21 protein-coding genes are annotated in these 22,557 nt (G+C 64.5%); 5 read left to right on the top strand and 16 right to left on the bottom strand.

Annotated features, from left to right (window positions below; translation table 11 throughout):
- Positions 1-6 precede the first annotated feature (6 nt).
- On the top strand, positions 7-1,344 hold the full coding sequence (locus J2X62_RS17610; protein ID WP_230072950.1) for a M1 family metallopeptidase: 1,338 nt from the start codon (positions 7-9) through the stop codon (positions 1,342-1,344).
- A gap of 82 nt (positions 1,345-1,426) precedes the next feature.
- On the opposite strand, the gene J2X62_RS17605 is transcribed toward J2X62_RS17610, so the two are convergent.
- The 3 genes from J2X62_RS17605 to J2X62_RS17595 all read right to left on the bottom strand — a co-directional run bounded on the left by J2X62_RS17605 (position 1,427) and on the right by J2X62_RS17595 (position 4,021).
- Positions 1,427-2,047, bottom strand: a complete 621-nt coding sequence (locus J2X62_RS17605) for a hypothetical protein (RefSeq protein ID WP_310182255.1) — start codon at positions 2,045-2,047, stop codon at positions 1,427-1,429.
- 70 nt (positions 2,048-2,117) lie between these two features.
- A complete protein-coding gene (locus J2X62_RS17600) occupies positions 2,118-3,368 on the bottom strand; it encodes an MFS transporter (protein WP_310182254.1) in 1,251 nt (416 codons plus the stop codon).
- Positions 3,365-4,021, bottom strand: coding sequence for a GntR family transcriptional regulator (locus tag J2X62_RS17595; RefSeq protein WP_032369373.1), 657 nt, complete (start codon positions 4,019-4,021; stop codon positions 3,365-3,367). Before J2X62_RS17595 ends, J2X62_RS17600 begins: the two co-directional genes overlap by 4 nt.
- Positions 4,022-4,157: 136 nt before the next feature.
- Here J2X62_RS17595 and J2X62_RS17590 point away from each other — a divergent pair, with 136 nt between their 5' ends.
- Positions 4,158-5,297: an epoxide hydrolase family protein gene (locus J2X62_RS17590; protein ID WP_032388279.1), complete on the top strand. Its 1,140-nt coding sequence runs from the start codon at positions 4,158-4,160 to the stop codon at positions 5,295-5,297.
- Positions 5,298-5,305: 8 nt separating this feature from the next.
- Here J2X62_RS17590 and J2X62_RS17585 read toward each other — a convergent pair whose 3' ends face one another.
- The 7 genes from J2X62_RS17585 to J2X62_RS17555 all read right to left on the bottom strand — a co-directional run bounded on the left by J2X62_RS17585 (position 5,306) and on the right by J2X62_RS17555 (position 9,945).
- Positions 5,306-5,503 carry a hypothetical protein gene (locus J2X62_RS17585; RefSeq protein ID WP_027494394.1) on the bottom strand — a complete coding sequence of 66 codons (198 nt, stop codon included), beginning with the start codon at positions 5,501-5,503 and terminating at the stop codon, positions 5,306-5,308.
- A gap of 113 nt (positions 5,504-5,616) precedes the next feature.
- On the bottom strand, positions 5,617-6,021 hold the full coding sequence (locus J2X62_RS17580) for a DUF2752 domain-containing protein (protein WP_057472613.1): 405 nt from the start codon (positions 6,019-6,021) through the stop codon (positions 5,617-5,619).
- 13 nt (positions 6,022-6,034) lie between these two features.
- Positions 6,035-6,382: a plastocyanin/azurin family copper-binding protein gene (locus tag J2X62_RS17575; RefSeq protein ID WP_032388277.1), complete on the bottom strand. Its 348-nt coding sequence runs from the start codon at positions 6,380-6,382 to the stop codon at positions 6,035-6,037.
- A gap of 23 nt (positions 6,383-6,405) precedes the next feature.
- The gene (locus tag J2X62_RS17570) at positions 6,406-7,380 is read right to left on the bottom strand and encodes a HEAT repeat domain-containing protein (protein ID WP_310182250.1); all 975 of its coding nucleotides are present in this window, start codon (positions 7,378-7,380) and stop codon (positions 6,406-6,408) included.
- Positions 7,381-7,389: 9 nt separating this feature from the next.
- Positions 7,390-8,049: a HEAT repeat domain-containing protein gene (locus J2X62_RS17565; RefSeq protein WP_310182462.1), complete on the bottom strand. Its 660-nt coding sequence runs from the start codon at positions 8,047-8,049 to the stop codon at positions 7,390-7,392.
- Positions 8,050-8,104: 55 nt separating this feature from the next.
- Complete coding sequence (locus J2X62_RS17560) at positions 8,105-8,767, bottom strand: response regulator transcription factor (protein ID WP_032364494.1); 663 nt, start codon at positions 8,765-8,767, stop codon at positions 8,105-8,107.
- The gene (locus tag J2X62_RS17555) at positions 8,764-9,945 is read right to left on the bottom strand and encodes a sensor histidine kinase (protein ID WP_057472609.1); all 1,182 of its coding nucleotides are present in this window, start codon (positions 9,943-9,945) and stop codon (positions 8,764-8,766) included. Before J2X62_RS17555 ends, J2X62_RS17560 begins: the two co-directional genes overlap by 4 nt.
- A gap of 460 nt (positions 9,946-10,405) precedes the next feature.
- On the opposite strand from J2X62_RS17555, the gene J2X62_RS17550 reads away from it, so the two are divergent.
- Positions 10,406-11,488: a serine hydrolase domain-containing protein gene (locus tag J2X62_RS17550; RefSeq protein WP_310182248.1), complete on the top strand. Its 1,083-nt coding sequence runs from the start codon at positions 10,406-10,408 to the stop codon at positions 11,486-11,488.
- A 66-nt stretch (positions 11,489-11,554) separates the two neighbouring features.
- Here J2X62_RS17550 and J2X62_RS17545 read toward each other — a convergent pair whose 3' ends face one another.
- The 4 genes from J2X62_RS17545 to J2X62_RS17530 are packed head-to-tail and all read right to left on the bottom strand — an operon-like array spanning position 11,555 to position 16,829.
- Entirely contained in the window at positions 11,555-13,612 is a 2,058-nt protein-coding gene (locus J2X62_RS17545; RefSeq protein ID WP_310182246.1) for an FUSC family protein, read from the bottom strand.
- A gap of 21 nt (positions 13,613-13,633) precedes the next feature.
- The gene (locus J2X62_RS17540) at positions 13,634-14,962 is read right to left on the bottom strand and encodes a GAF domain-containing protein (protein WP_310182244.1); all 1,329 of its coding nucleotides are present in this window, start codon (positions 14,960-14,962) and stop codon (positions 13,634-13,636) included.
- A gap of 44 nt (positions 14,963-15,006) precedes the next feature.
- On the bottom strand, positions 15,007-15,774 hold the full coding sequence (locus J2X62_RS17535) for an acetoin reductase (RefSeq protein WP_027494400.1): 768 nt from the start codon (positions 15,772-15,774) through the stop codon (positions 15,007-15,009).
- The gene (locus tag J2X62_RS17530; protein WP_310182242.1) at positions 15,771-16,829 is read right to left on the bottom strand and encodes a 2,3-butanediol dehydrogenase; all 1,059 of its coding nucleotides are present in this window, start codon (positions 16,827-16,829) and stop codon (positions 15,771-15,773) included. The genes J2X62_RS17535 and J2X62_RS17530 overlap by 4 nt, the downstream gene beginning before the upstream one ends.
- Positions 16,830-17,009: 180 nt before the next feature.
- On the opposite strand from J2X62_RS17530, the gene J2X62_RS17525 reads away from it, so the two are divergent.
- Positions 17,010-18,125, top strand: a complete 1,116-nt coding sequence (locus J2X62_RS17525; protein WP_310182240.1) for a hypothetical protein — start codon at positions 17,010-17,012, stop codon at positions 18,123-18,125.
- 92 nt (positions 18,126-18,217) lie between these two features.
- Positions 18,218-20,059, top strand: coding sequence for an NAD(P)/FAD-dependent oxidoreductase (locus J2X62_RS17520; protein WP_222069562.1), 1,842 nt, complete (start codon positions 18,218-18,220; stop codon positions 20,057-20,059).
- Positions 20,060-20,112: 53 nt separating this feature from the next.
- On the opposite strand, the gene J2X62_RS17515 is transcribed toward J2X62_RS17520, so the two are convergent.
- Entirely contained in the window at positions 20,113-21,474 is a 1,362-nt protein-coding gene (locus J2X62_RS17515; RefSeq protein ID WP_310182237.1) for an NAD(P)/FAD-dependent oxidoreductase, read from the bottom strand.
- A gap of 63 nt (positions 21,475-21,537) precedes the next feature.
- Positions 21,538-22,542 (bottom strand): aldo/keto reductase family protein, encoded by a 1,005-nt coding sequence (locus J2X62_RS17510; protein ID WP_027494405.1) that lies wholly within the window; start codon positions 22,540-22,542, stop codon positions 21,538-21,540.
- Positions 22,543-22,557 lie beyond the last annotated feature (15 nt).

Raw genomic sequence — 22,557 nt, 5'->3', positions numbered from 1 at the left:
TCTTCAATGCCGGACAGGCTCGTGGCACCGGTGTTCGACGTCGACTCCAGTGACAATCCGATCGATACGTATCTTCCGCAGAACGGCAATCGCGGCTATCGCGTCTCGCGCTACGAACTCGACCTCGAGTACAAGGTCGAGAGCAACCGATTGACGGGCAAAGCGAAGATCACCGCGGTCACCACGGCGACGGTGTCGAAATTCGCGTTGGATCTCGGCCCGGCGATGAACGTGTCGAAGGTGTCGGTCAACGGGTCACGTTCGGTGAAGTTCAGCCACCAGCGGGGCAAGCTGAAGATCACTCCCGCCAAGCCCATCGCGTCCGGAGCGGCACTGGTGGTCACGGTGGCGTACGGCGGAACACCCAAGCCCATCAACGGTTTCTGGGGTGAGGTCGGCTGGGAAGAGCTCACCGAGGGATCGATCGTCGCGAGTCAGCCGAACGGTGCCGCATCGTGGTTTCCGTGTGACGACCACCCGGTGTCCAAGGCCAGCTACGGCATCACCATCACCACCGACTCGCCGTACTACGCGGTGGCCAACGGCACGTTGGTACGCAAGCAGACTCGGGCCAGCCGGACCACGTGGGTGTACGAGCAGCCCGAGCCCATGGCGAGTTATCTCGCGACCATTCAGGTCGGACCGTACGAGCATCGCGTCGTGAGCCCGGGACCGGTGCCGATGAACGCGATCACGCCCCCGCGGCTACGAGCGCAGTTCGATCACGACTTCGGCCGTCAACCGCAGATGATGGACACCTTCGTACGGCTCTACGGCCCTTATCCTTTCGCGTCGTACACCGTGGTGGTGACCGACGACGATCTCGAAATCCCGGTCGAGGCGCAGGGCCTGTCCATCTTCGGTGCGAACCACTGTTCGGGTTCCCGATACTACGAGCGTCTGGTTGCACACGAATTGGCGCACCAGTGGTTCGGCAATTCCCTGACCCTCGGCAAGTGGGCAGACATCTGGCTGCACGAAGGATTCGCCTGCTACTCGGAGTGGATCTGGGCCGAGAACTCCGGCGGCGCAACGGCTCACGACAAGGCCAAGCGAGCTCACACCATCCAGCGAGGGCTCGCGATGGATCTGCAGCTCACCGATCCCGGGCCCGCCCGCATCTTCGACGACCGCGTCTACAAGCGCGGCGCGCTGGCCTTGCACGCACTGCGACGCACCATCGGCGACGAACGATTCTTCGGCCTGATCCAGGAATGGACCTCCAAATACCGCTACTCCACCGTGGCGACCGCCGACTTCACCGACCTCGCCTCTCGCTTCGGTTGCCCCCGAACCCTGTGGGACGCATGGCTTGTGGACACGCAATTGCCGTCGTTGCCCTAGTTTCGCGGGCAATCGGCTCCCCGGTTTCGGAAATGTGCCTCCGATCAGAGGCATATTTCCGAGTCTGGGGAGCCGATTGTCGTCAGCGATACGCGAGCGAGACCGCGAGGCCTGTCACGGCGTAGCCGTACAGCGCGACCGTCGCCGATGCCTGTCGCCAGAATCCTTGCGGGAACGTTGCCGCCCAGCGTCCCTTGCCGTCCAGTTGCAGATCGCAGGGGAAGTCGCTGATGACCATCGCTGAAGCCGGTTGTTTCGAGTGCGCGAGCACCACACCGGTGGTGAACGGCAGTCCCCGAACGAACAGGTGCCCGCGCGCATCCCCCGCTCGATAGCGCACCGTAGATTCCGTCAACGGTCCTGTGTACCAACGCCGTTGGACATTCCACCCGGTGGCGTGTGCGAGTCGGAGGTTGCGATCGCCGCGCAGTGCCGTGTCCACGGTCTCGACGTGTGCGATCACTCCCCAGCGCAGCATCGACACCCCCGAGGCGATCCGTCGATAGCGAAACACCAGAGCCCCGAACAGAACGATCGCGAACATGTACGGCACCAGCGCGGGATACCTCGACCAGCATGCGGCAGGCACGATCACCGCGACGAGAAACCAGTACGCTTCGCGTCGATTCCAGACCGTGGCAGCAGCTACCCAAGCTGTCGGGGGCACCCGATACGGCGGGACCGTGCGCGAGGACTGCACCATGATGGCGCTGATCCTAGCCTCCTTCGTGCGCGTTGTGCGTCCCTCCAGGTACGCACAACGCGCACGACCCCTAGGGCAGGTGAGCGGACGTTTTCGATCGCACCACCAGGCCACACAGTGCCGCCATCACCGCGCCGAATCCGAAGATGATCGGATACGTGACCACCCCTGGCCAGGTCTCGGTCAGCGCCGACAGCACAGCGGGCACCGCAAAGCCGAGATACGTCAGCGAATAGAACACAGCGGTGAGGCCGGCGAGATCGTCGGGGCCCGCAATGCGTTGCACCTCTTGCAGACCCGAAACCAGCGCCATGCCGTACCCGCAACCGAGAACCGCTGCCGCGATCAATGCCGCGGCGATGGTGAGCACCGACGCCGCCCACGCCGCGACAGCCATACCGACCACCAACAGAGACAGCGCAACCAAAGCGCCGCGCGCATTGGCGGGTGTGTCGATCCGACGCCCGACAGCCTGGATCGCGAATCCGGAACCGAGGGCGATCACCGCCATCGCAGCGGACAGGGCGACGGGGTAACCGCCACCGGGCTCGTCGGCCAACGCGTCGGCCATCAGAGATGGCAGCACCGCATAGGCCACGCTTGCCGCGCCGAAAACCCATGGGGCCAAGGGCAACACGACGAACAGGAAGCGTCGATGCGACGCCGACGGAATTCTGAGATCGTCGACGAGGCTCTTCCTTCCCGATGATGCTGCGGCGCTGCGTGTCTCGGGGACCGACAGCATGCCGACGAACGCGGCGATGCAGATCAGCACATGCACGCTGTACGCGAGGTGCGTCGGCCAGGGTGCCCACTGCGCGAGCACACCGGCGACGCCGGCTCCCAGGGCGAAGCCCGCCGTCAACGACATCGCGGCGCGGCGCGCTCCGGCACCGGGCTTGGCGGTGGCGTCGCGACTGGAGAGTTCTTTGACCCAGCTACCGCCGACGGCCATACCGATTCCGAGCGCGATGCCGCTGAGCACTCGCCCGCCGAAGAGCATGAAGGCGTTGTCGGGGCCGAGGGCGATCAGAATGGAACCGGCAGCGGCAATTGCGGGCGCGGGCAACATGATCGGGCGTCGGCCGAGTCGATCGGACAACGGACCACAGATCAGCATCGCCGGAATGATGCCCAGAACGTATGCGAACAGGAACGTGTCGACCACCACGGCAGAGAAGCCGTGGTCGAGTCGATACATCACCAAAAGCGGTGTGAATTCGTTGCCGCCCCAGGCGACGGCGAACATGCCGACGGCAACCAACAGCCAGCGTTTGGCCGTCGCCTGTCGGACGTCGTCTTCGATCATGGCCTCGGTCATCGTGTTCCCCCTCTGTCTGTGCGCAAGCCGTGCACCCTGAGCATGTGTTGTTCGACGGCTCGCTCGAATTCGTCTGCGTCCCCGGCTTCGATCAGGTCGGCGAGTCTGCGATGGTCGTCGACGATGCGGGAGATCTGACCCGGATCACGGGTCAGGGATGCCGCGGTCATCCGCCGCTGTCGCTCGCGAAGTCCGTCGTAGAACGCGTCGAGCAACGGGTTGTTGCCGGCGCGGACGACGGTCCGATGGAAATCTGCGTCGGCGGCACTGAACTCCGCTGCGGTGCCGTCGACTGCGAGCTTGTCCTGGATTCGCAGGTTGTCGCGTAGCGCCTCGACCACTCGTGCGCGGGCATCCGCATCGCCGACGAAGGCGCGAACACTGCCGGCCTCGACCAATCGCCTCGCGTCGACGACGCTCTCCGCCTCACCCACCGCGATGGGGACGACCAGCGCCCCCCGCTTGGGATAGAGGCGCATCCATCCCTCGACCTGGAGGCGAAGGAACGCCTCGCGGACCGGTGTGCGGCTGATCTCGAGCCGCGTCGCGATCTCCCCTTCACTGACGAGCTCACCACCAGGAAGTTCCCCCGAAATGACGAGCTCCTTGACAGTCAGGTACGCCGTATCGGCGGCGGATCTCGTCTCGGACACAACATAGATACTAGATGCGCCTCACGCTGACACCAACCCAGGTCCCTCCCAAGGTCCACTCGACGTGACATCGACGGTCGACAAGCCACTGGCGATCAGGACAGGTAATGTCCGCAATAGTTGCAACCGTACTTCCATGACTATCACCGAGTCCCCCGTCCCGTTCACCGTCGACATCCCGCAGTCCGACCTCGACGACCTGGCACGACGCGTCCGCGATGCCCGTCTCCCCGAACCTCTGGGTGCCGACGACTGGACCACCGGTGTCCCCATCTCCGTCCTGAAGTCCATGGCTTCGACGTGGATCGACGACTTCGACTGGCGGGACGTGGAAGAGCAGCTCGAAGCATTCCCCCAATTCCTGGTGGAAATCGACGGGCAGCGCATCCACTATCTGCACGTGCGATCGTCGCGGGCCGATGCCACACCGATACTGCTGTGCCATGGGTGGCCCGGGTCGTATCTCGAGTTTCTGGAGCTCATTCCGCTCCTCACCGAGCCGGATGACGTGAACAGCCGTCCCTTCGACGTGATAGTTCCCTCCGTACCCGGATTCGCTTTCTCCATGCCGCTCTCCGACGACGGGTGGACCACCGACCGTGTAGCGAAAGCGTTCGTGGAGTTGATGAGTCACCTGGAGTACAACTCGTACGTCGTGCAAGGTGGCGACTACGGTGCCGGCGTTGCACCTGCGATGGGACGGCTCGATCCCGATCACTGCACCGCCATTCACGTCAACGGTTCGATCGGCGCACCCCAGCAGGCGCCTGACGAAGAAGAGCAAAAGCGTTGCACCGAAGTCGAACTGGACCGCTACCGCCGCGTAGCGGACTTCTTGCAGTCCGAGTTCGGGTACATATCCATCCAGTCGACGCGGCCGCAGTTGATCGGTGCCGCCATGACCGACAGTCCCATCGGTCAGCTCGCGTGGATGCTGGACAAGTTTCGTGCGTGGACATATCCGTTCGACGCGGAACCGGACAGACGCATCCTGGCGCACGTCACTCTGTACTGGCTCACTCGTTGCGCCGGTAGTGCTGCGTACACCGTGTACGCAGCAGATTCCGGTGCTTGGGGCGAGAAGGCGCAGAAGCCGTCACAACCGGTGGGTGCCATCATGTTTGCGCACGACATCGGCATTCGGCACCTCGCGGAACAGGAATTCCACATCGTGCACTGGACGGAAGTCCCCGATCACGGTGGGCATTTTGCCGCGATGGAGAACCCGGCTCAGTTGGCGGCGGATCTGCGGACTTTCCTCGGCGCGTTGAAATAGGAGCTAGGTCAGGGCACCCAGTGTCTGGCGGCGATGTCGTCGATCACCGGGTCTCCGTCGGGGGCTGCGTCCAGTGCTTCGAGGTCGTCGCGCAGTGCGTTCAGGCGGGGGTCGTCGCCCTCTGCCTGCTCGGCGGCCGTGCCTCCGTCGTCGGCGATCTGGGCGAGCAGTTTCGCTCGCACCCGATCTCGCAGTGAGTCGCTCATTCGTCGTCACCCTTCTTGAAGACGCGTCGGGCCGTGGGGATGAGCGCGATGAGCACGCCCAGCAGCACGATGATCGAGAAGATTTGCAGCAGCACAGCAGCCTCCTAGGGATGTCAGGTCGGGGCGAGGGCGGTGCCCCACGCAGTGTTGCGCACCACGGTGAACAAGACCAATAGGGCAACCCCGACGACGACGGTCGGGCGATTGGGACGAGGCAGCGTCAGTGGCGTCTGCGTCCATCGTGCTCGCAGCCACGCGGCCCAGACACCGATCGCGACGACACCGAGCAGCACCGCCACGACGTTGCTCGACGCGGCCGCCGCGATGTCTCCGCGAGTGAGGTCACCGAAAGCCCTGGTCGCGCCGCATCCCGGACACCACAGTCCGGTGAGGGCGTGGAAGGGGCACGGCAGGTACGTCGAGCTTCGGGGATCGCGGACATGCAACAGGATGGCACCGCCGACCGCTGCTCCCGCCACCCCCAGGGGTGCGACGATGCTGCGGGCCCGAGTTGCCACGACTATCGGTCCATCACGGTTCGACGATGATCGTCGCGGTCATGTCGGGGTGCGGGGTGCAGTGGTAGGTGTAGGTGCCCGCGGTGTCGAAGGTATGGGTGAACTGCCCCGACTGCATCAGTTCGCTGCGGAACGACTTGTCGTCGGCGACGACGTTGTGTGCCATCGCGCGGTCGGCGAACACCCACGTCACGGTCTCGCCCGCAGAAATCGTCAGAGACTGCGGTGTGAACATCCGGTCGGCGACGGTCACCTGGTTCTCGGCAGCGGGCTCGGCGGGTGCGGCCGGGGTGGTCGAGGTGGAGCAGGCAGTCGCGGCCAATGTGATCGACAGTGCCGCGAGCAATCCGAGTGCCTTCATGACTCCGACGGTACCGAAGCGGCTTACTCTCTCCGGTCCAGGAGGTACGTCGCCGTCAGCGCGATCGAGCGGTCCTCATCCTGAGTCAGCTCGCGCAGAGCCTGCGCCGCCGCCGGGCCCGGGATGCTGGCCAGCGCCTGGGTCACCCGTAGGCGCGCCGCAATCCCACTCGGGCCGTCCATGAGGGCCGCGACCGTGGAGTCTGCATACCCGAGCTTACCGAGCACGTCTGCCGCGTCCACATCGTTCGTACCCTCGTGGACCATGTCGATCAGCACCGCAATCGCGTCGACGATTCCTCGGGCACCCAGTTCCAGCGCAGCGAGTCGTCGTACCTGCCCGTCCTCGTGGCCCAGCGCCTCCCGCAGCACCTCGGTAGCGTCGGGATGCGGAATTTCGACGACGGTATCGACGGCGCGGCGACGCACCTCGGGATCCGGTGAGTCGAGGCCCTGCCGCAGCGCCGCGACAGCATCGCTCCCGGTCTGCGCGAGTGCCCATCGCAGCGCGCCGGCGACGTTGGTGGCGGGCTCGCGCAGCACCGCCTCGGCCAGAGCCTCGGCCGGGATGGGGCGATCTCCGACGGACGCCAACGCCGCCGACTGCCGCTTCCCCGCGCTCACCGAGTCCAGGTCTCCGAGCATTCCGATGACACCGAGGACGTCCTCCCAATCCTCCGGTCGGGCGCTCCCGATGCGGCGCAACCGCGTCAGCAGCTCGGTATCTCGCGCGATGCGCTCTTCGGCTCGGGTAGCCAGCTCGTCGACGAGTCCCGTCGCCGCGAAACTCGGATCGTCCAGTGCACGCCCGACGTCGTGCAGGGACAACCCGAGCGACCGGAGCGATTCGACGTGGAACAGACGACGCACGTCGGCCGGAGAGTATTCGCGGTATCCGGTGCCAGTCCGCGAGGTCGGCTGCACGAGCCCGAGCCGGTCGTAGTGCCGAAGCATGCGCGCGCTGACCCCGGACCGCCGCGCCACCTCACCGATCAACATCTGCCTATCTCACCCCGTCGGGTCGGCTGCGCCAAGTGCATCGACGCGCTGGGCCTCGAACAACGCAAATCCGCTGTCGGGGTCTCGCAGCAGCGACTCCGTCGCCAGCGCGTGCGCGCGAACAGCAACATCCTTGCTCGACGCGGCCTCGCGCACCATCGGCTCGATCACCGACCCGAGTACCACCAGTGCGCGGCTGAGGCTGCGCTGCAACTCCCGCCCGCCTCGCCCCAGCTGAGTGGACAGCGTCGTCGCCAACCACTGCTCGCTGCCGTCGGGGACCAGGACGACCGCCGCCCGCCACGCGCTCCGGGCCACCTCGTCGTCGGAGTCGGAGATGAGCGGCTCGGTGATCACTGGCCAGGCCGCCCGGTCCTTGACCTTGGACAACGTGTGCAACGCCTGGCTGCGAGCCTGCGCGCCGCCGGTGCGCACTTCATGCATCAGCCTGGGCACCGTCGATGCAGCGGGGAGACGAATCAGCGCCCACGTCAACATCTCTCGCACCTGAAAATCCGGTTCGACGGCGCAGCGCTCGAGCAGCGCGTCGAGGGATTCTGGGTCCTTCGATATTCCGATGTCGAGCGCAGCCCGAAGCCGCACGGAAGAGTTCTGGTGCCGGAGTAATTCGATCATGGCCGTCAGCCAAGACCTTGTCACCGTGTGAATGTCAACCCCGACTCAGGGCGTACGCGAAAGTCCGAACATTCAGCCGGGCCACCGCTCACCCGCCCTGGCAGATTCCGGATTCGTATGCGAGTACGACGGCCTGCACTCGATCCCTCAAGGACAGTGCTTTCAAAATCCGACTGACATGAACTTTGACGGTCCCCTCGGAGATACCCAGATCGACTCCGATCTCCTTGTTGGACCTACCGTTGGCCAGCGAACGCAGAACGGACAGTTCGCGATCGGACAGTGCACTCACCACGGTGTCGTGGCGCGTCTGCCGTTCCGCCGGAGGCAGTGAGCGGGTGAACTGTTCCACGAGATGCTTTGTCGCGCGCGGAGCCAAGACTACGTTCCCGTCGGCCACGGCCCTGATAGCTGTCAGCAAGTCGACCGGTGCAGCATCTTTGAGCAGAAAGCCTTTGGCTCCGGCACGCAGGCCTGCATGGATGTAGGAATCGAGATCGAATGTCGTCAGAATGAGAACCGATGCAGTCGGGCAACGAGATTCGATGGCTGCAGTCGCAGTAATCCCGTCCACGTTGGGCATCCGAACGTCCATCAGTACGACATCGGGCCGAAGAGCGACCGCCATGGACACCGCATCGGCTCCGTCGCCTGCTTCCCCGATGACTTCGATATCGTCTTCGGCTTCGAGGATGAGGCGATAGCCCAGCCTCAACAAGCTCTGGTCGTCGGCCAACAAGACGGTGATCATCGAGCGCCGACAGCGTCACCGACATACAAGGTTGCCGCGACTGCCCATCCGCCAGTCGGATGAGGACCCGCGGTGAATGTTCCGCCGTGGACGAGGGCCCGTTCGCGCATGCCGATCAAACCGATCCCGGATCCGTCGGTGGCCTTCGCACGAACGCCCGCGCCGTTGTCGCGTACCGACACGTCCACACCCTCCGGTCCGTATCGAACATCGACCTCCGCACACGTTCCAGATCCACCATGCTTGAGAGTGTTTGTCAGGGCCTCCTGAACTATTCGAAACACTGCAAGATGCATCGGCCGGGTCGCCTCGGATCCGGCACCGGACACCGTCAGCGTGGTGGGAACCCCGGCATTGCAGACCCGCTCGATCAACGACTCCAGATCGGCCCGGACGGGTGTCGGATTGCAACCATCGAGTGCTGAATCACGCTGCCGATGAAGTACTCCGAGTAGTCGACGGGTATCGGCGAGCGCCGAACGGCCCGTCTCGGACACCACGCGCATCACCTCGATACCCCTTTCCGGCGACGACGCCGTAGCCGCCGCAGCGCCATCGCTGAGAGCGACCATGACGGTGAGGTGATGGGCGACGATGTCGTGCATCTCGCGACTGATGCGGTCGCGCTCGGCAGCAGCAGCCAACGCGCCTTGCTGATCACGTTCGATCTCGAGATGTACAGCTCGAGAAATCAATTCGGCCAGATACGCTCGGCGGGTCCATGAGTGAATTCCTAGACCTGTCGCCAACCCGACGAGGCCGGACAGCAACAGTGCGTCGACCGTCCGCGACTCGCTCGAAGACGTCAGCGCCGCCGACAAGGCGGCAACCTCCACCAGTGCCGTAGCAGCACTTGCTGTTCGGCGTGGTTGCGTCGCGACAACGGTATAGAGGGCAACCAGAACACCCAAGCCGCCGATCACATGATCGTTCCACAGGACTGCAGCCGAAGCGGCGACGAACACCCATGCGAACACGGGAACGGGATACACCCGCCTGAGCAGCAATGGTGCATGTACGGCAACCAACGCGATCATCGCCGGTGCAACGTTGTGTCGGTCGTCGTAGAAGACGTAGGGAGAGGCGACAGCGAAGGCCACCATCGTCGCGGTGCCATCGAAGATCCACCGACGCCAGGGACGACCGACCGATCGCTCGCCACGTACCAGCCACGTCACTGTGGAAAACACTTGCTCGGCATGGCAACTCCGACCGTGAGATTTTTGTCCGAAACCGTCGAAATCTTCGACTTGGCCGAACCCTATGCCCCAGGAGTCGATATGGGTATCGCCAGATCGGCTCGAAGTTTCGCGCCCTACTACGCCTTCTACCGGCGCGTTGTACGCCTAGCGACCGACCATCTCGAGGTCGGCATCGTCCGAAAGGATGATCTTTGCCTCGGGCGAATACCACTTCGTTCCATTTCTCATGGTCAGCTGCATTCGAGATATCAAGCGAGAAAACGTGATTCAACGTGATCATGGTTGACTGCTGCCGGACATCGCAGTGAACAACTCTCGAAAGGACCGATCGATGATCAGAACCACTCTTGTTAAAACGATGATCTGTTCCGTATTGACCGTGGGGCTTGCAGCTACCGCGACCTCCTGCAGTAACGGAGACCGACCGAATTCGCCTGTGGACACTTCACCCACGTCGGCTGTGAACCCCGCTGATCGACCAGTGGATGCCGCGCTGTCCGCGCGCCTGGATGCGGTAATCGATTCAGCGGTAAAAAAGGCCGGTCTGCCGGGCGCTCTTGTGGGAATCTGGGGCCCGGGCGGTAGCTATGTCGGAGCGCGTGGCGTTGCCGACACTGCCACCAAAGCTCCGATGGAGCCCGGCTTCTACAGCAGAATCGGCAGCGTGACGAAGACCTTCACTGTCACAGCCCTGCTGCAGCTGGTGGACCAGGGGAAGATCGGTCTGGACGATCCGATCGCGAAATATGTCGGTGGAGTCACCGAGGGAGGTCGAATCACGCTGCGGCAGTTGGCCGGTATGCGCAGTGGGCTGGACCCATACACATCCAACGAGCAGTTCGTGACCGATATCCTGAGCAACCCGGAGCAGTCGTTGACTCCGGAGCAACTACTCGCCTACACGGCCGGCCATCCCCTCCATGTCGAACCTGGGACCGACGTGGAGTACTCCAATACGAACTTGATTCTTCTGGGCATGGTGATCGAAAAGGTCACCGGACGACCGCTCGCCGATGTCATCGGTGCCGGAATTCTGACTCCGCTGAAACTGACGCACACGGTGTTCCCTACCGCTAACGAGTTTCCCGAGCCGCACGCACGGGGCTACACGGAGCAAACACTGGACGGAGCCACTGCCGACGCCACCGACTGGAATCCCTCATGGGGTTGGGCGGCAGGTGCGATGATCTCGACCCTGGACGACCTGCGCGTGTGGGTACCCGCCCTCGCCAAGGGCGACTTGCTCGCACCAGGCACTCAGCACCAGCGTCTGGAGACCCACAGCCTCGACCCGCAGGATCCTATGAGCGGATACGGTCTGGGGCTGTTCAACGTTCACGGCTGGATCGGCCACAACGGCAGCTTGCCAGGGTACAAAACCGTCGCCGTGTACCTACCCGAAAAGGACACTACCCTCGTGGTTTTCGTCAACACCGATATCGACGGACCGAGTGACCTCGTGAGCGCTTTGATGACTCCGATCACGGAAATTCTCAGCCCCGAAACTGTCTACAGCTGATCGAGACCCTCACGCAGAGAACCGTCGACGATGCGGTCGAGCCATTTCCCTGACACCGCGCCGAGGTCAGCCCCGCCTGAGGACATCGGCCAGGGTCCGATTCATAGTGTTCAGGGCTCGCACCGCGATCCGCACCGGTCCGGGTGAGTTGGTGCTGGTGAGCAACACATCCAATACCGTTGTGTCGGTCACCTTCTCGGGCTGATCGACGCGCTTTCCCGCGATCGCCGCCTGCACTTGCCGGGCGGTGTCACGCACCAGGGTTGCGGCCTCACGCAAAGCCTGGGCCGTCTCGGGCGAGGGCATCGATGCGGGATCGGCGCGCGAGGCGATTACACCCGCTCGCGCCAGGCCGTGTGCGGATCGGCCGCTGACGGTCAGCACCCGCAGTAATCGCTTCGCCCCTCGCCGGCTGCGGGTCGTCGGCCCGAGCACGAGCGGCTTCCCCGCCGTCACGACCTCCTTCAGCGCGTTGTCGAGCGTGCGCGTCGACGCCACGAGGTCGGTGGCGTTTCCTGGGGTGATCACCGATTCGACGCTGGTGTCGATCAGGGCGTCCAATTGGTCGAGATACGTATCGACCTTGTCCACCAATGTCTTACGTGTTCCGGTCGAGAAGATGAAGTAGGCGGACGCAATACCGACGGCTCCGCCGACTGCAGTCTCGATGATCCGTAGTTCCAGAACCTCGATGCTGAACGTGCCGAGCAGCCCGTAGAGCATCGCGAGCAGAATGGTCACGAAGAACGACAGCAGCGCATACGCGACGGTCACCAGGTAGAACGCGAAGAAGACACAGACGACGATGAGCACCAGCTGAACGGACTGGTGGTTGCCGACGAGTGCCGCGATCACCACTCCCGCAAGCACTCCCGCCATCGTGCCGAGGATGCGTTGGCCGGCTCTGGTCAGAATCTCGCCGCGCGTCGACGCCCCGGTGAACACCAGGAACGCCGTCAGCACGGCCCAGTACCAGCGGTCCGGCGATACCAACTCCCCCAATACCGTTGCCGCGCTGGTCGCGACAGCAACCTGGATTGCCGCCTTCGTGCTGGGGTTCAGGCCGGCAGGCTCGTCCTTGTCCGACGGCTCGGCAGCAGCCTGTCGAGGGCTCGACGTGACAGCCACCGCATTGGTGGTGATGTGATGAATGGCGATGTGTGCCTGCACCGCTCGTTGGGCGGACACCGTCGCGATACCGGCGGGGGTCGACGGGTCGGCGCGCTCGGCCGCCGTGGCGGCCAACCGTCGGGCGGCCTTGAGTTGCTCGGCGGACGGGGCGTTCTGCAGGCACGATCCCAGCGCGGTGGTCGCTTGACCCAGTGCGGTCGGCCACGGCTTGGCGGGATCGAGAGCCCACAGTGAGCTGACGAGTTGTTCGGTGGCGATCTGGGCGTCGAACACACGCAGCGACAGATCGGTACTCGTCACGCTGAGCAGTTGTCCCGCGTCGTGACGGTCGAGCCAGTCGTCGATCATCAGGGCGGTGTTTCCGAGCCGATCGAGCCTGCGCCGCAACAGTTCCAGATCACGGTCCTCACGCGCCGATGCCGCCGCGAGCACCGATTCCGATACCGCTCGCATGGCGTAGAGCAGCCGCCGCACCTCCACGATCGGTCGGTCCGGAAAGACCACCGCCCGTACGAACAGAGCGATGAGCACTCCGCCGCCGATCGCCGCGATCAGCATCGGCACTTGCCCCGGGGTCGCCTGAAGGAACAACGCGAAGAAGTACGAGATGAACGCGACCATGCCGAGCGCGGTGCCACGGGGTCCGAATCTGCGCACCCATACGGCCGCGAACAACACCGCGATGAATCCGACGTCGGCCACCGCGCCGAGCCGCGAGAGCAGCGCCGCGACCGTCACTGCCGCCGAGGAGGGAAGCACCATCAGGGCGGTGGTGACGAGCCGGCTGTGCTGGTCTTTGTCCTTGACCGACGCCGACGCCTGCATCGCCACCACGGTGCCGAGCATCGCCACGGTCACCGGCTGGCCGATGGCGCGAGTGGCGAGCAGCAGCACCACCATCGCGAGCAACACCGTCAGCGTCGTCGCCGAGGCACCGCGCAGCCGTAACTGCCCGGGATCCGACGCGTCGAGGATGCGGGTGAGGCGGTTCATTCCCCGATTCTGCGCTACGGCTCAGCCCCGTGCGGCCCGGATAGCGGGGGCCGACGAATGCGGTAGCAGCCTGTTCCTGTCCGCCGGCGTGATCACGTCGACCGTCGCCGACTCGTCCAGCCGGTAGGGCTGGGTGGAGATGATGCCGGCGAGGTGTTTGCGCAGGCGGGACATCTCGGCCCGCACGGTGATCGCGCGGCCGTCGTCGCCGAAGAGGTCGGCAGCCATCTGCGACGCGGTGCGTCCCTGCCGGTGGATGGCCAGCAGGTAGAGAATCTCGGCGTGCCGGGGCGTCGGCTCGTGGGTCCACTCCCCCACCTCGCTGCGCACCTCCATACGAGGCCTCTGCGAATCGCGCAGGTCGATGCGAATCGTCGTCGTGTTACCGGACTCCGCGACGAACGAGTCCGCCGAGTCGCCAGGAGTGGAGCCGGCGGAACGACCATGAGAAGTGGGTCGCACCAGCCATCCACCGGGCAGGGGTTCGAAGTCGCACACCCCGAGGCTCGGCAGCCAGAAGCGTCCCGTCGCGAGGTCCTCGGGCAGCAGGATGCGATTGCGCAGTGCCACCGATTCGACGGCCGCGACCCACCCGTTCGCGTCGACGGCCAGCGCCGGGGACTGCAGGCGCGCCAGCATCGGTGCGGCCACCGAACGCAGTCGATCCAAGGTGGTTCGGTGAATCTCGCGCAGCTGCGATTCCGCCAACCTCGCCACGGCGTCGACCAGGGCGATGGTGGTGGGGTGCACCGTCTTGGCCGGCCCGCTGACGTCGATGGCGCCGAGCACCTGGCCGGTACGCGGATCGCGAATGGGCGCTCCGGCGCAGGTCCACGAATGATGGCTGCGCACATAGTGTTCGGCCGAGAAGATCTGCACAGCGCGGCGTGAGACCAATGCTGTCCCGATGGCATTGGTGCCCACCGAGTCCTCGGCCCAGTTGGCCCCTTCGACGAACCCGAGACCGTCGGCGCGGTCGAGCACCGACGTCGATCCGCTGCGCCACAGCACTCGACCGTTCCGATCGGCGACGACGAGAATGTTGTCGCCGTCCTGCACCACCGATTCCAGGCCACGGGCGAGGTCGTCCAGAATGTCGAACAACCCCGATTCCCGTCGACTGAACTCGAGATCGGACGCGTCCATCTGTCTCTCGGCAGGATTGCCCAGTTCCGGGTCGATACCGAGGGTCTGCAACCGCCGCCAGGAGTCACCGATGACCTCGCGGGGACGCGCGGGAGACTTCCCGCCGGTCATGGTCGCGTCGTACACGGCAGTGAGAATCTGCGCGTAGCGGCGCGGGTCTTCGCCGGCCGCCAGCGCAGGTTCAGGGCCTGTCGACTGCGTCATCGCTGTCAATTGTGCTCCAGCTCACAAAGCGGATTCATGCGGGGTCACCGGTAGACCAAACCACCATCGATCAACGGTGCCTGTCCGGTCATGTAGTCCGAGTCGGGTCCGGCGAGATACGAGACGAACGCGGCGACGTCCTCGGGAGTCTGCGCCCGACCGAGAGCGATACCGCCGACGAACTTGTCGTAGGTCTCCCCCTCGGCGGCACCGGTCAGCTCGGCGAAGCGCTTGTCGATGGTCACCCACATGTCGGTGCCGACAACGCCGGGGCAGTACGCGTTGACGGTGATGCCGTCCGAGGCGTACTCCTTGGCCGCAGCCTGGGTCAATGCCCGGACCGCGAATTTCGTTGCGCTGTAGACCCCGAGCATCGCGAACCCGTCGTGGCCTGCGATCGAGGAAGCGTTGATGATCTTGCCCTTCTGGCCGAGCGCCTTGAATGTGGCTGCCGCAGCTTGAATTCCCCAGAGCACACCGTCGACGTTGACGGCCCAGATCTTCTTCGTGTCTTCCGGGCGGACGTCGTCGAGCGGCGCGACCTGTGCGATTCCGGCATTGTTGACGATGACGTCGAAGCCGCCGAGCGCTTTATGGGTATGTTCGACGGCCGCGAACACTTGATCGCGATCACTGACGTCGGCGACGAATGTCGTTGCCTTCGAGCCTGTTCGACGCACCTCGTCGGCCACGCCGGCGATCTTGTCCTCGGCCAGGTCGACCAACGCGATGTCGTGCCCGTCGTTGGCCAACCGCAACGCGATCGCCCGTCCGATGCCCTGACCGGCCCCTGTCACCAGCACCGCGCTCATGCGGGTACACCCGTCGAGGGGTCGACCAGAACTTTCATCTTGGTGCCTGCGTGCAGCGCCTCGAATCCGTCGTCGATGACGCCGTCGAGCGTGATCTTGTCCACCCAGCCCGTCGTGTCGTAGTGGCCCTGGCTCATCAGATCGATGACGGCCTCGTAGTCGGCGGAGGTGTAGCAGAGCGATCCCTGGATGCGGGATTCGTTCATGACGAGCTTCTGCAGCGGTGTGGTGAGCGGCTTTTCGTAGATCGCGACGCTGACGAGCGGTTTGCGAGCACCGATGCAGCCCAGCGCGGTCTCGACGGCCGGTTGCACACCGGCCGCGTCGTAGATGGCGTCGGCCCCGTTGCCGTCGGTCAGATCGGCGATGAAGGCGGGCACGTCCACTGCCGTCGGGTCGAGGGTCTTGGCACCGAGCGCTTCGATCGAGGCGCGACGCGTCGGCGACGGTTCGACGACGTAGACGATGTCGAGTCCCTTACCGCGCAACGCGAACCACAGGCCGATGCCGATGGGGCCGGCTCCGAACACCATCGCGGTGTCCTCGGGCTTCGGATCCCCCAGTGTCGCAGCGTGATAGGCAACCGACATCGGTTCGACGAGGGCACCGAGTTCGAGAGAGACGTTGTCGGGTAGGGCGTGAATCATGTCCGTGGGGACCACGGTGTATTCGGCCATTCCGCCGTCGGACATCAGTCCGTGGAAGCCGATCTGCGCGCAGATGTTGTAGTTTCCTGCCCGGCAGGGTCCGCAGTGTCCACAGCGGTAGAGCGGTTCGATGGCAACGCGATCGCCGACCGAGATGCCGGTGACACCCGTGCCGAGCTCGGTGACCGTGCCCGAGAACTCGTGTCCGAGCACCAGGGGCATCTCCTGGCCGGTCAGCGGATGCGGCGAGGTGGGGATGAAGATGGGGCCTGCGTAGTACTCGTGCAGGTCGGTTCCGCAGATTCCGTTGAACCCGACCTTGACCTTGACCTGCCCCGCACCGGGATTCGGCTCGGGTACGTCGGTGATCTCCACCTTGTTCGGGCCGTAATACACAGCTGCACGCATCGGTTCTCACTCCTGACTGAATTGGATGCACACAGGTTTATGTGACGACGACCACTTCCGACAGGGTTGCAGTGCGTTGCATCGAATCGGTCGCACTGCAACCTCCCGCAACCCTGACGGTGGGCTGTGATTCAGCTCATAGTGACGGCGACCCTGTCGACCCACCGAGAAGAGACCCCCATGACCGCAACCGCAGACCGACCCCTCGACGAGCCGAAAACGGCGTCAGCACAGGGCAACTGGCTCATATTCGGACTGGCCAACCTCGCCGTGGTCATGGCCGTGTCGCTGGCGACCTGGTATGTGCTCGCCGATCCCACCACCAGTCCCTGGAACTTCTATCCGCTGCCGTTCAACGCCGCGCTGTTCTGGGCCATTCTCTTCATCGTGTTCATCGGATTCGATTGTGAATTCGCCGGATTCGACTCTCTGAAACAACCGATGCGCGGGCTCGCGATCCTGACTTCGACGGCGGTGTTCGCCGTTGCCGTCACCTGGATCCTCGGCAGCGGCCTCGGGGCGTTGTACCCGGATTTCGCCGGTTCTCGCGAGGGCGGGCTCGGCTACTTCGCCGGAGCGCTGTTCGTGCTGTTCGGATTCGGCACCTGGGTCATGGTGGTCCTCAACTGGCAGCACTGGCCGTGGACCGTGCTGCGCATGAAGCAACCGCTGATCGGGCTGTGCGAGATCGCATTCGTCGCCGTCCCGACCCTCGCGTTGTACTTCGTGTTCGGACTGCCGTCGGTCTCGCTCTCGGCCACCGATCCACTGATGTCCGTGGACACCGCACTCGGCTGGTTCTACTCGATCGTCGTCTCGGTGATCCTGACCGGCCAGACCCTGGACAACTGGCCCTGGAAATTGGCCGGCGGCGGCGGACGGACCGCACTGGCGGCCACCGTCGGCAACGCTGCGCTCGGCACGGCGATCTACTTCCTGATGGTTCCGCTCGCGAAGCTACTCGTCGGTTCGGAAGCCACCGCAGAACTCGGCACGGTGATCAACCAGTTCCCGGCACAGATCGGAGTCTGCTGGGCATTCTGGATGATCTTTTGGGCGAACGGCTTCGGCAATCGCTTCCCGGCGGCGGGACGCGCAGTACTGACTTTCGCGCTGGCTATCGGCACGTTCCTGCCCTACTACTACGTTCTTGCCGAGCACGTGCTCCACGAACCCGTCGTCGCGGCCGGCATCTCCGGCAACGCACTGGGCTTCGTCGACTGGCTGGTGCTGTGGACATTGATCTACGTCGTTGGATTCCAGTCGTTGGGGTTGAAGAAGCTGTCACCGGCATGAGCCGCTGCAACGCATTGCAACTCTCGACCCGGCTATCCGAAGAGAGTGTGCTGGGTCACATACACGGCACCTCTTCATCGCAAGGAGTTTTCATGACCCAGACCATCGAGCCCGACTCGATCACCCGCACGCACACCCCGCAGGAACGGGTCGACGCCTGGTTGTCGAAGTTCGAGGACGCCCTGGTCACCCGGGACATTCCTCGTGTTGCCGGCATGTTCGCCGTCAGCAGCTTCTGGCGCGATCTCGTCACGTTCACCTGGAACCTCAAGACGGTCGAGGGCCGGGACGGCGTCGCCGACATGCTCGGTGAAAGGCTCGCCGATACCGACCCGACGGGATTTCACACCACCGAGACCCCCGACGAAGCAGACGGCGTCGTCTCGGCGTGGATCGCATTCGAGACGGCGACGAGCCGTGGCAAGGGACATCTGCGTTTGACGACGGACGCCGAGACCGGTGACGACGTGGCGTGGACGCTGCTGACGACGATGCAAGAACTCAAGGGATACGAGGAGCGGCAGGGCAAGTCCCGCATCAAGGGTGCCGTGCACGGCTCGAATGCCGACACCCAGAACTGGGCCGAGAAGAAGGAGATGGAAGAGAAGGAGCTCGGCTACAGCGTGCAGCCGTACGTCCTCGTCGTCGGCGGCGGGCAGGGCGGCATCGCTCTCGGTGCTCGGTTCCGTCAACTCGGCGTCCCGGCGATCGTCGTCGACCGTGCCGAGCGCCCCGGAGATCAGTGGCGTGGCCGATACAAGTCACTGTGCCTGCACGACCCGGTCTGGTACGACCATCTGCCCTACCTGCCGTTCCCGCCGAACTGGCCGGTGTTCGCACCGAAGGACAAGATCGGCGACTGGCTCGAGATGTACACCAAGGTCATGGAGGTTCCGTACTGGAGCAAGACGACCGCGAAGTCCGCGACCTACGACGAGACCGCGAAGGAGTGGACCGTCGTCGTCGACCGCGACGGCGAGGAAGTGATCCTGCGGCCCAAGCAGTTGGTGATGGCCACCGGGATGTCCGGCAAGAAGAACGTGCCGAACTTCCCCGGCATGGACGAATTCGAGGGCGAGCAGCACCATTCCAGCGAACACCCCGGTCCCGACGCCTATGTCGGCAAGCGTGTGGTGGTCGTCGGTTCCAACAACTCGGCGCACGACATCTGCAAGGCGCTGTACGAGACGGGTGTCGACGTCACGATGCTGCAGCGCTCGTCCACGCACATCGTCAAGTCGGACTCGTTGTGCGAGATCGCTCTCGGCGATCTGTACTCGGAGCGCGCGGTGGAGTCCGGAATGACCACGGCCAAGGCCGATCTCACGTTCGCGTCGCTGCCGTACCGGATCATGCACGAGTTCCAGATCCCGGTGTATCAGCAGATCGCAGAGCAGGACAAGGACTTCTACGATCGCCTCGAGAAGGCAGGCTTCCAGCACGACTTCGGCGACGACGGTTCCGGCCTGTTCATGAAGTACCTGCGCCGCGGCTCGGGCTACTACATCGACGTCGGCGCATCCGAGCTCGTCGCGGACGGCAAGATCAAACTCGTTGCCGGACAGGTGGAGCGGATCAGCAAGACCGGCGTCGTACTCGAGGACGGGACCGAACTACCGGCGGACCTCATCGTCTACGCCACCGGCTACGGCTCGATGAACGGCTGGGTCGCCGATCTCATCGACCAGGAGACCGCTGACAAGGTGGGCAAGTGCTGGGGCCTGGGCTCGGACACCACCAAAGACCCCGGTCCGTGGGAGGGCGAACAGCGCAATATGTGGAAGCCGACGCAGCAGGAGAACTTCTGGTTCCACGGCGGCAATCTGCATCAGTCCCGGCACTATTCGCTGTACCTGGCGCTGCAGATCAAGGCGCGCTACGAGGGCATCGACACCCCGGTCTACGGGCTGCAGGAGGTGCATCACCTTCGGTGACGGTCGTGCGCGGAAACTCGTAGTGGGCTACGAGTTTCCGCGCACATGGCTGCCTAGTCGTACACGCCGGTCCCCTGCGCCTTGGCGATCAACGCATCCTCGGAGCGCACCTGATCGAGGTTGACCACGCGGGTGGACAGCACCGTCGAGTACAGCCAATCAGTGGCCACGCGCACCCGGGCGGAGGCGGTGGGCAGGGCATAAAGGTGATAACCGCGGGCGACGAACTTCGCGACGGCTCCGGTGAGGGGCACGCCCAATGGCTTTGCCACACCGTCGAATCCGCCCAGGTCGGCGACCAGTCCCAGATCCTTGTGTCGGTACGGTCGAGCAGTGCCGACACCCAGGGACGCGGCGACGTTCTTGGCCACCGCTGTGCCCTGCCGCTGCGCGTGCTGCGCGGTGGGCGGCGTCGGCTTCGACGGGTCGGCGGCGATATCGGGCACCGCGGCCGCGTCACCGATGGCCCAGACGTCGTCCACGCCGGGGACCGTGAGGTCGGGGTTGACCACAAGCCGCCCCTTTTCGGTCGGCAGGTCGAGTTGCGCGATGAGGGGGCTCGCAGCCACGCCCGCTCCCCACACCAGGGTGCGTGTCGGTACGACGTCACCGTCGGTCAGCGTCACCGCGTTCGCCGTGGCCGATTCCACCGACACCCCGAGACGCACCTCGACGCCGCGAGCCGCGAGGACTTCCATTGCTTCCTTGCCGAGTCGCTCGCCCAGTTCCGGCAGCACCGCAGGCGCGAGGTCGATGAGCAACCACCGAATGTCCGACGGGTCGACCGTCGCCCACCGGGTAGCGATACCGCGAATCCAATTCTGCATCTGCGCAACGAATTCGGTGCCCGTATAGCCGGCTCCCACAGCGACGACGGTGAGCCGTTCCTTGCGTTCGGCGCGGCCCTCCGGCGTGTCGGGCAGTTCGTCGGCTGCATCCAACTGCTTCAACACGTGGTTGCGAATGAACACCGCTTCGCTCAGGGTCTTGAGACCGTGTGCGTGCTCGGCGACACCGGGGATGTCGAACTGCCTCGTCACCGAACCCGGGGCCAGAATCAGCTTGTCCCAGGCCAGTTCCGAATCACCGTCGGGGCCGGCGACACGAACGCGTCGATTCTCGAAGTCGACGGACGTGACGTGTCCCAGCACCAACTTGGTGCGCCGCAACGTCTGTCGTGTCGACACTGCGATGTCCCGCGGATCCAGCACGCCGGTTGCTACCTCGGGCAGCAGCGGACTGTAGAGCAGGTAGTCGTTGGGCGCGACTAGGGTGGACGAGGCGCGGTCCGGGCCCAACAGCTTCTGCATCTTGCGCAGTGCGTAGAAGCCGCCGAACCCGCCGCCGACCACCACCACCCGGGCTGGGGATGCGGGAGCCGGGGCGGTGCTGCGATTACGGAGTGGTGAGCGCATGGTCCACATTAACGCCGAGTACCGCAGCTCCGCCCCGTCAAACGTGGACCGGGCGACGAATTTCTAGACCAACCGGGCTTCCGGGGAGCCGGTCTTACCCGCATCGCGCTCGACCGAATCGCCGAGGGCTTCGTCGATCTTGGCGAGTACATCCGCGTCCAGGATGACCTCGGACGCCTTGATGTTCTCGGCGATCTGCTCGGGACGCGATGCCCCGACCAGCGCGGCGGAAATGTTGTCGTTGGCCAGAACCCAAGCAACAGCCAACTGCGCCATGGTGATTCCGAGATCGTCGGCGATCGGCTTGAGTGCCTGCACCCGGGTGAGCGTCTGATCGTCGAGGTAGCGCGCGATCATCTTGTCGCCGCCCTTGTCGTCCTTGGCGCGCGAACCGTCGGGCAGCGGTTGTCCGGGTAGGTACTTGCCGGTGAGAACGCCCTGAGCGATGGGCGACCAGACGATCTGCGAGATGCCCAGTTCCTTCGACGTCGGGATCACCTGATCCTCGATGACGCGCCACAAGGCCGAGTACTGCGGCTGGTTCGAGATGATCGAGAACCCGTTCTGCCGTGCCAGTTCCTGGCCGGCGCGGAGCTGATCTGCCGTCCACTCCGAGACGCCGATGTAGAGGGCCTTGCCCTGACGGACGACGTCGCCGAACGCGGCGATGGTCTCTTCGAGCGGGGTCTCGACGTCGTAGCGGTGGGCCTGGTAGAGATCGACGTAGTCGGTACCGAGGCGACGCAGCGAGGCATCGATGCCCTCGAAGATGTGTTTGCGTGAGAGTCCGGTGTCGTTGGGACCCTTGGGTCCGACGGGGAAGTAGACCTTGGTGAAGATCTCCAGCGATTCGCGGCGCTCGCCCTTCAATGCGTCACCGAGGACCGTTTCCGCAGCCCCGTTGGCGTAGACATCGGCGGTATCGAATGTGGTGATGCCTGCATCGAGAGCCGCACGCACGCACTGGGTCGCGATGTCGTTCTCCACCTGCGAACCATGGGTCAACCAATTGCCGTACGTGATCTCCGAAATCTTCAGTCCACTGTTTCCGAGGTATCTGTAAGCCATGTAAGAAAACGGTAC

The sequence above is a fragment of the Rhodococcus sp. 3258 genome (assembly GCF_031456475.1).
In the GTDB taxonomy this organism is placed as follows: domain Bacteria; phylum Actinomycetota; class Actinomycetes; order Mycobacteriales; family Mycobacteriaceae; genus Rhodococcoides; species Rhodococcoides fascians.
This window is presented reverse-complemented; position numbering and strand designations above follow the sequence as displayed.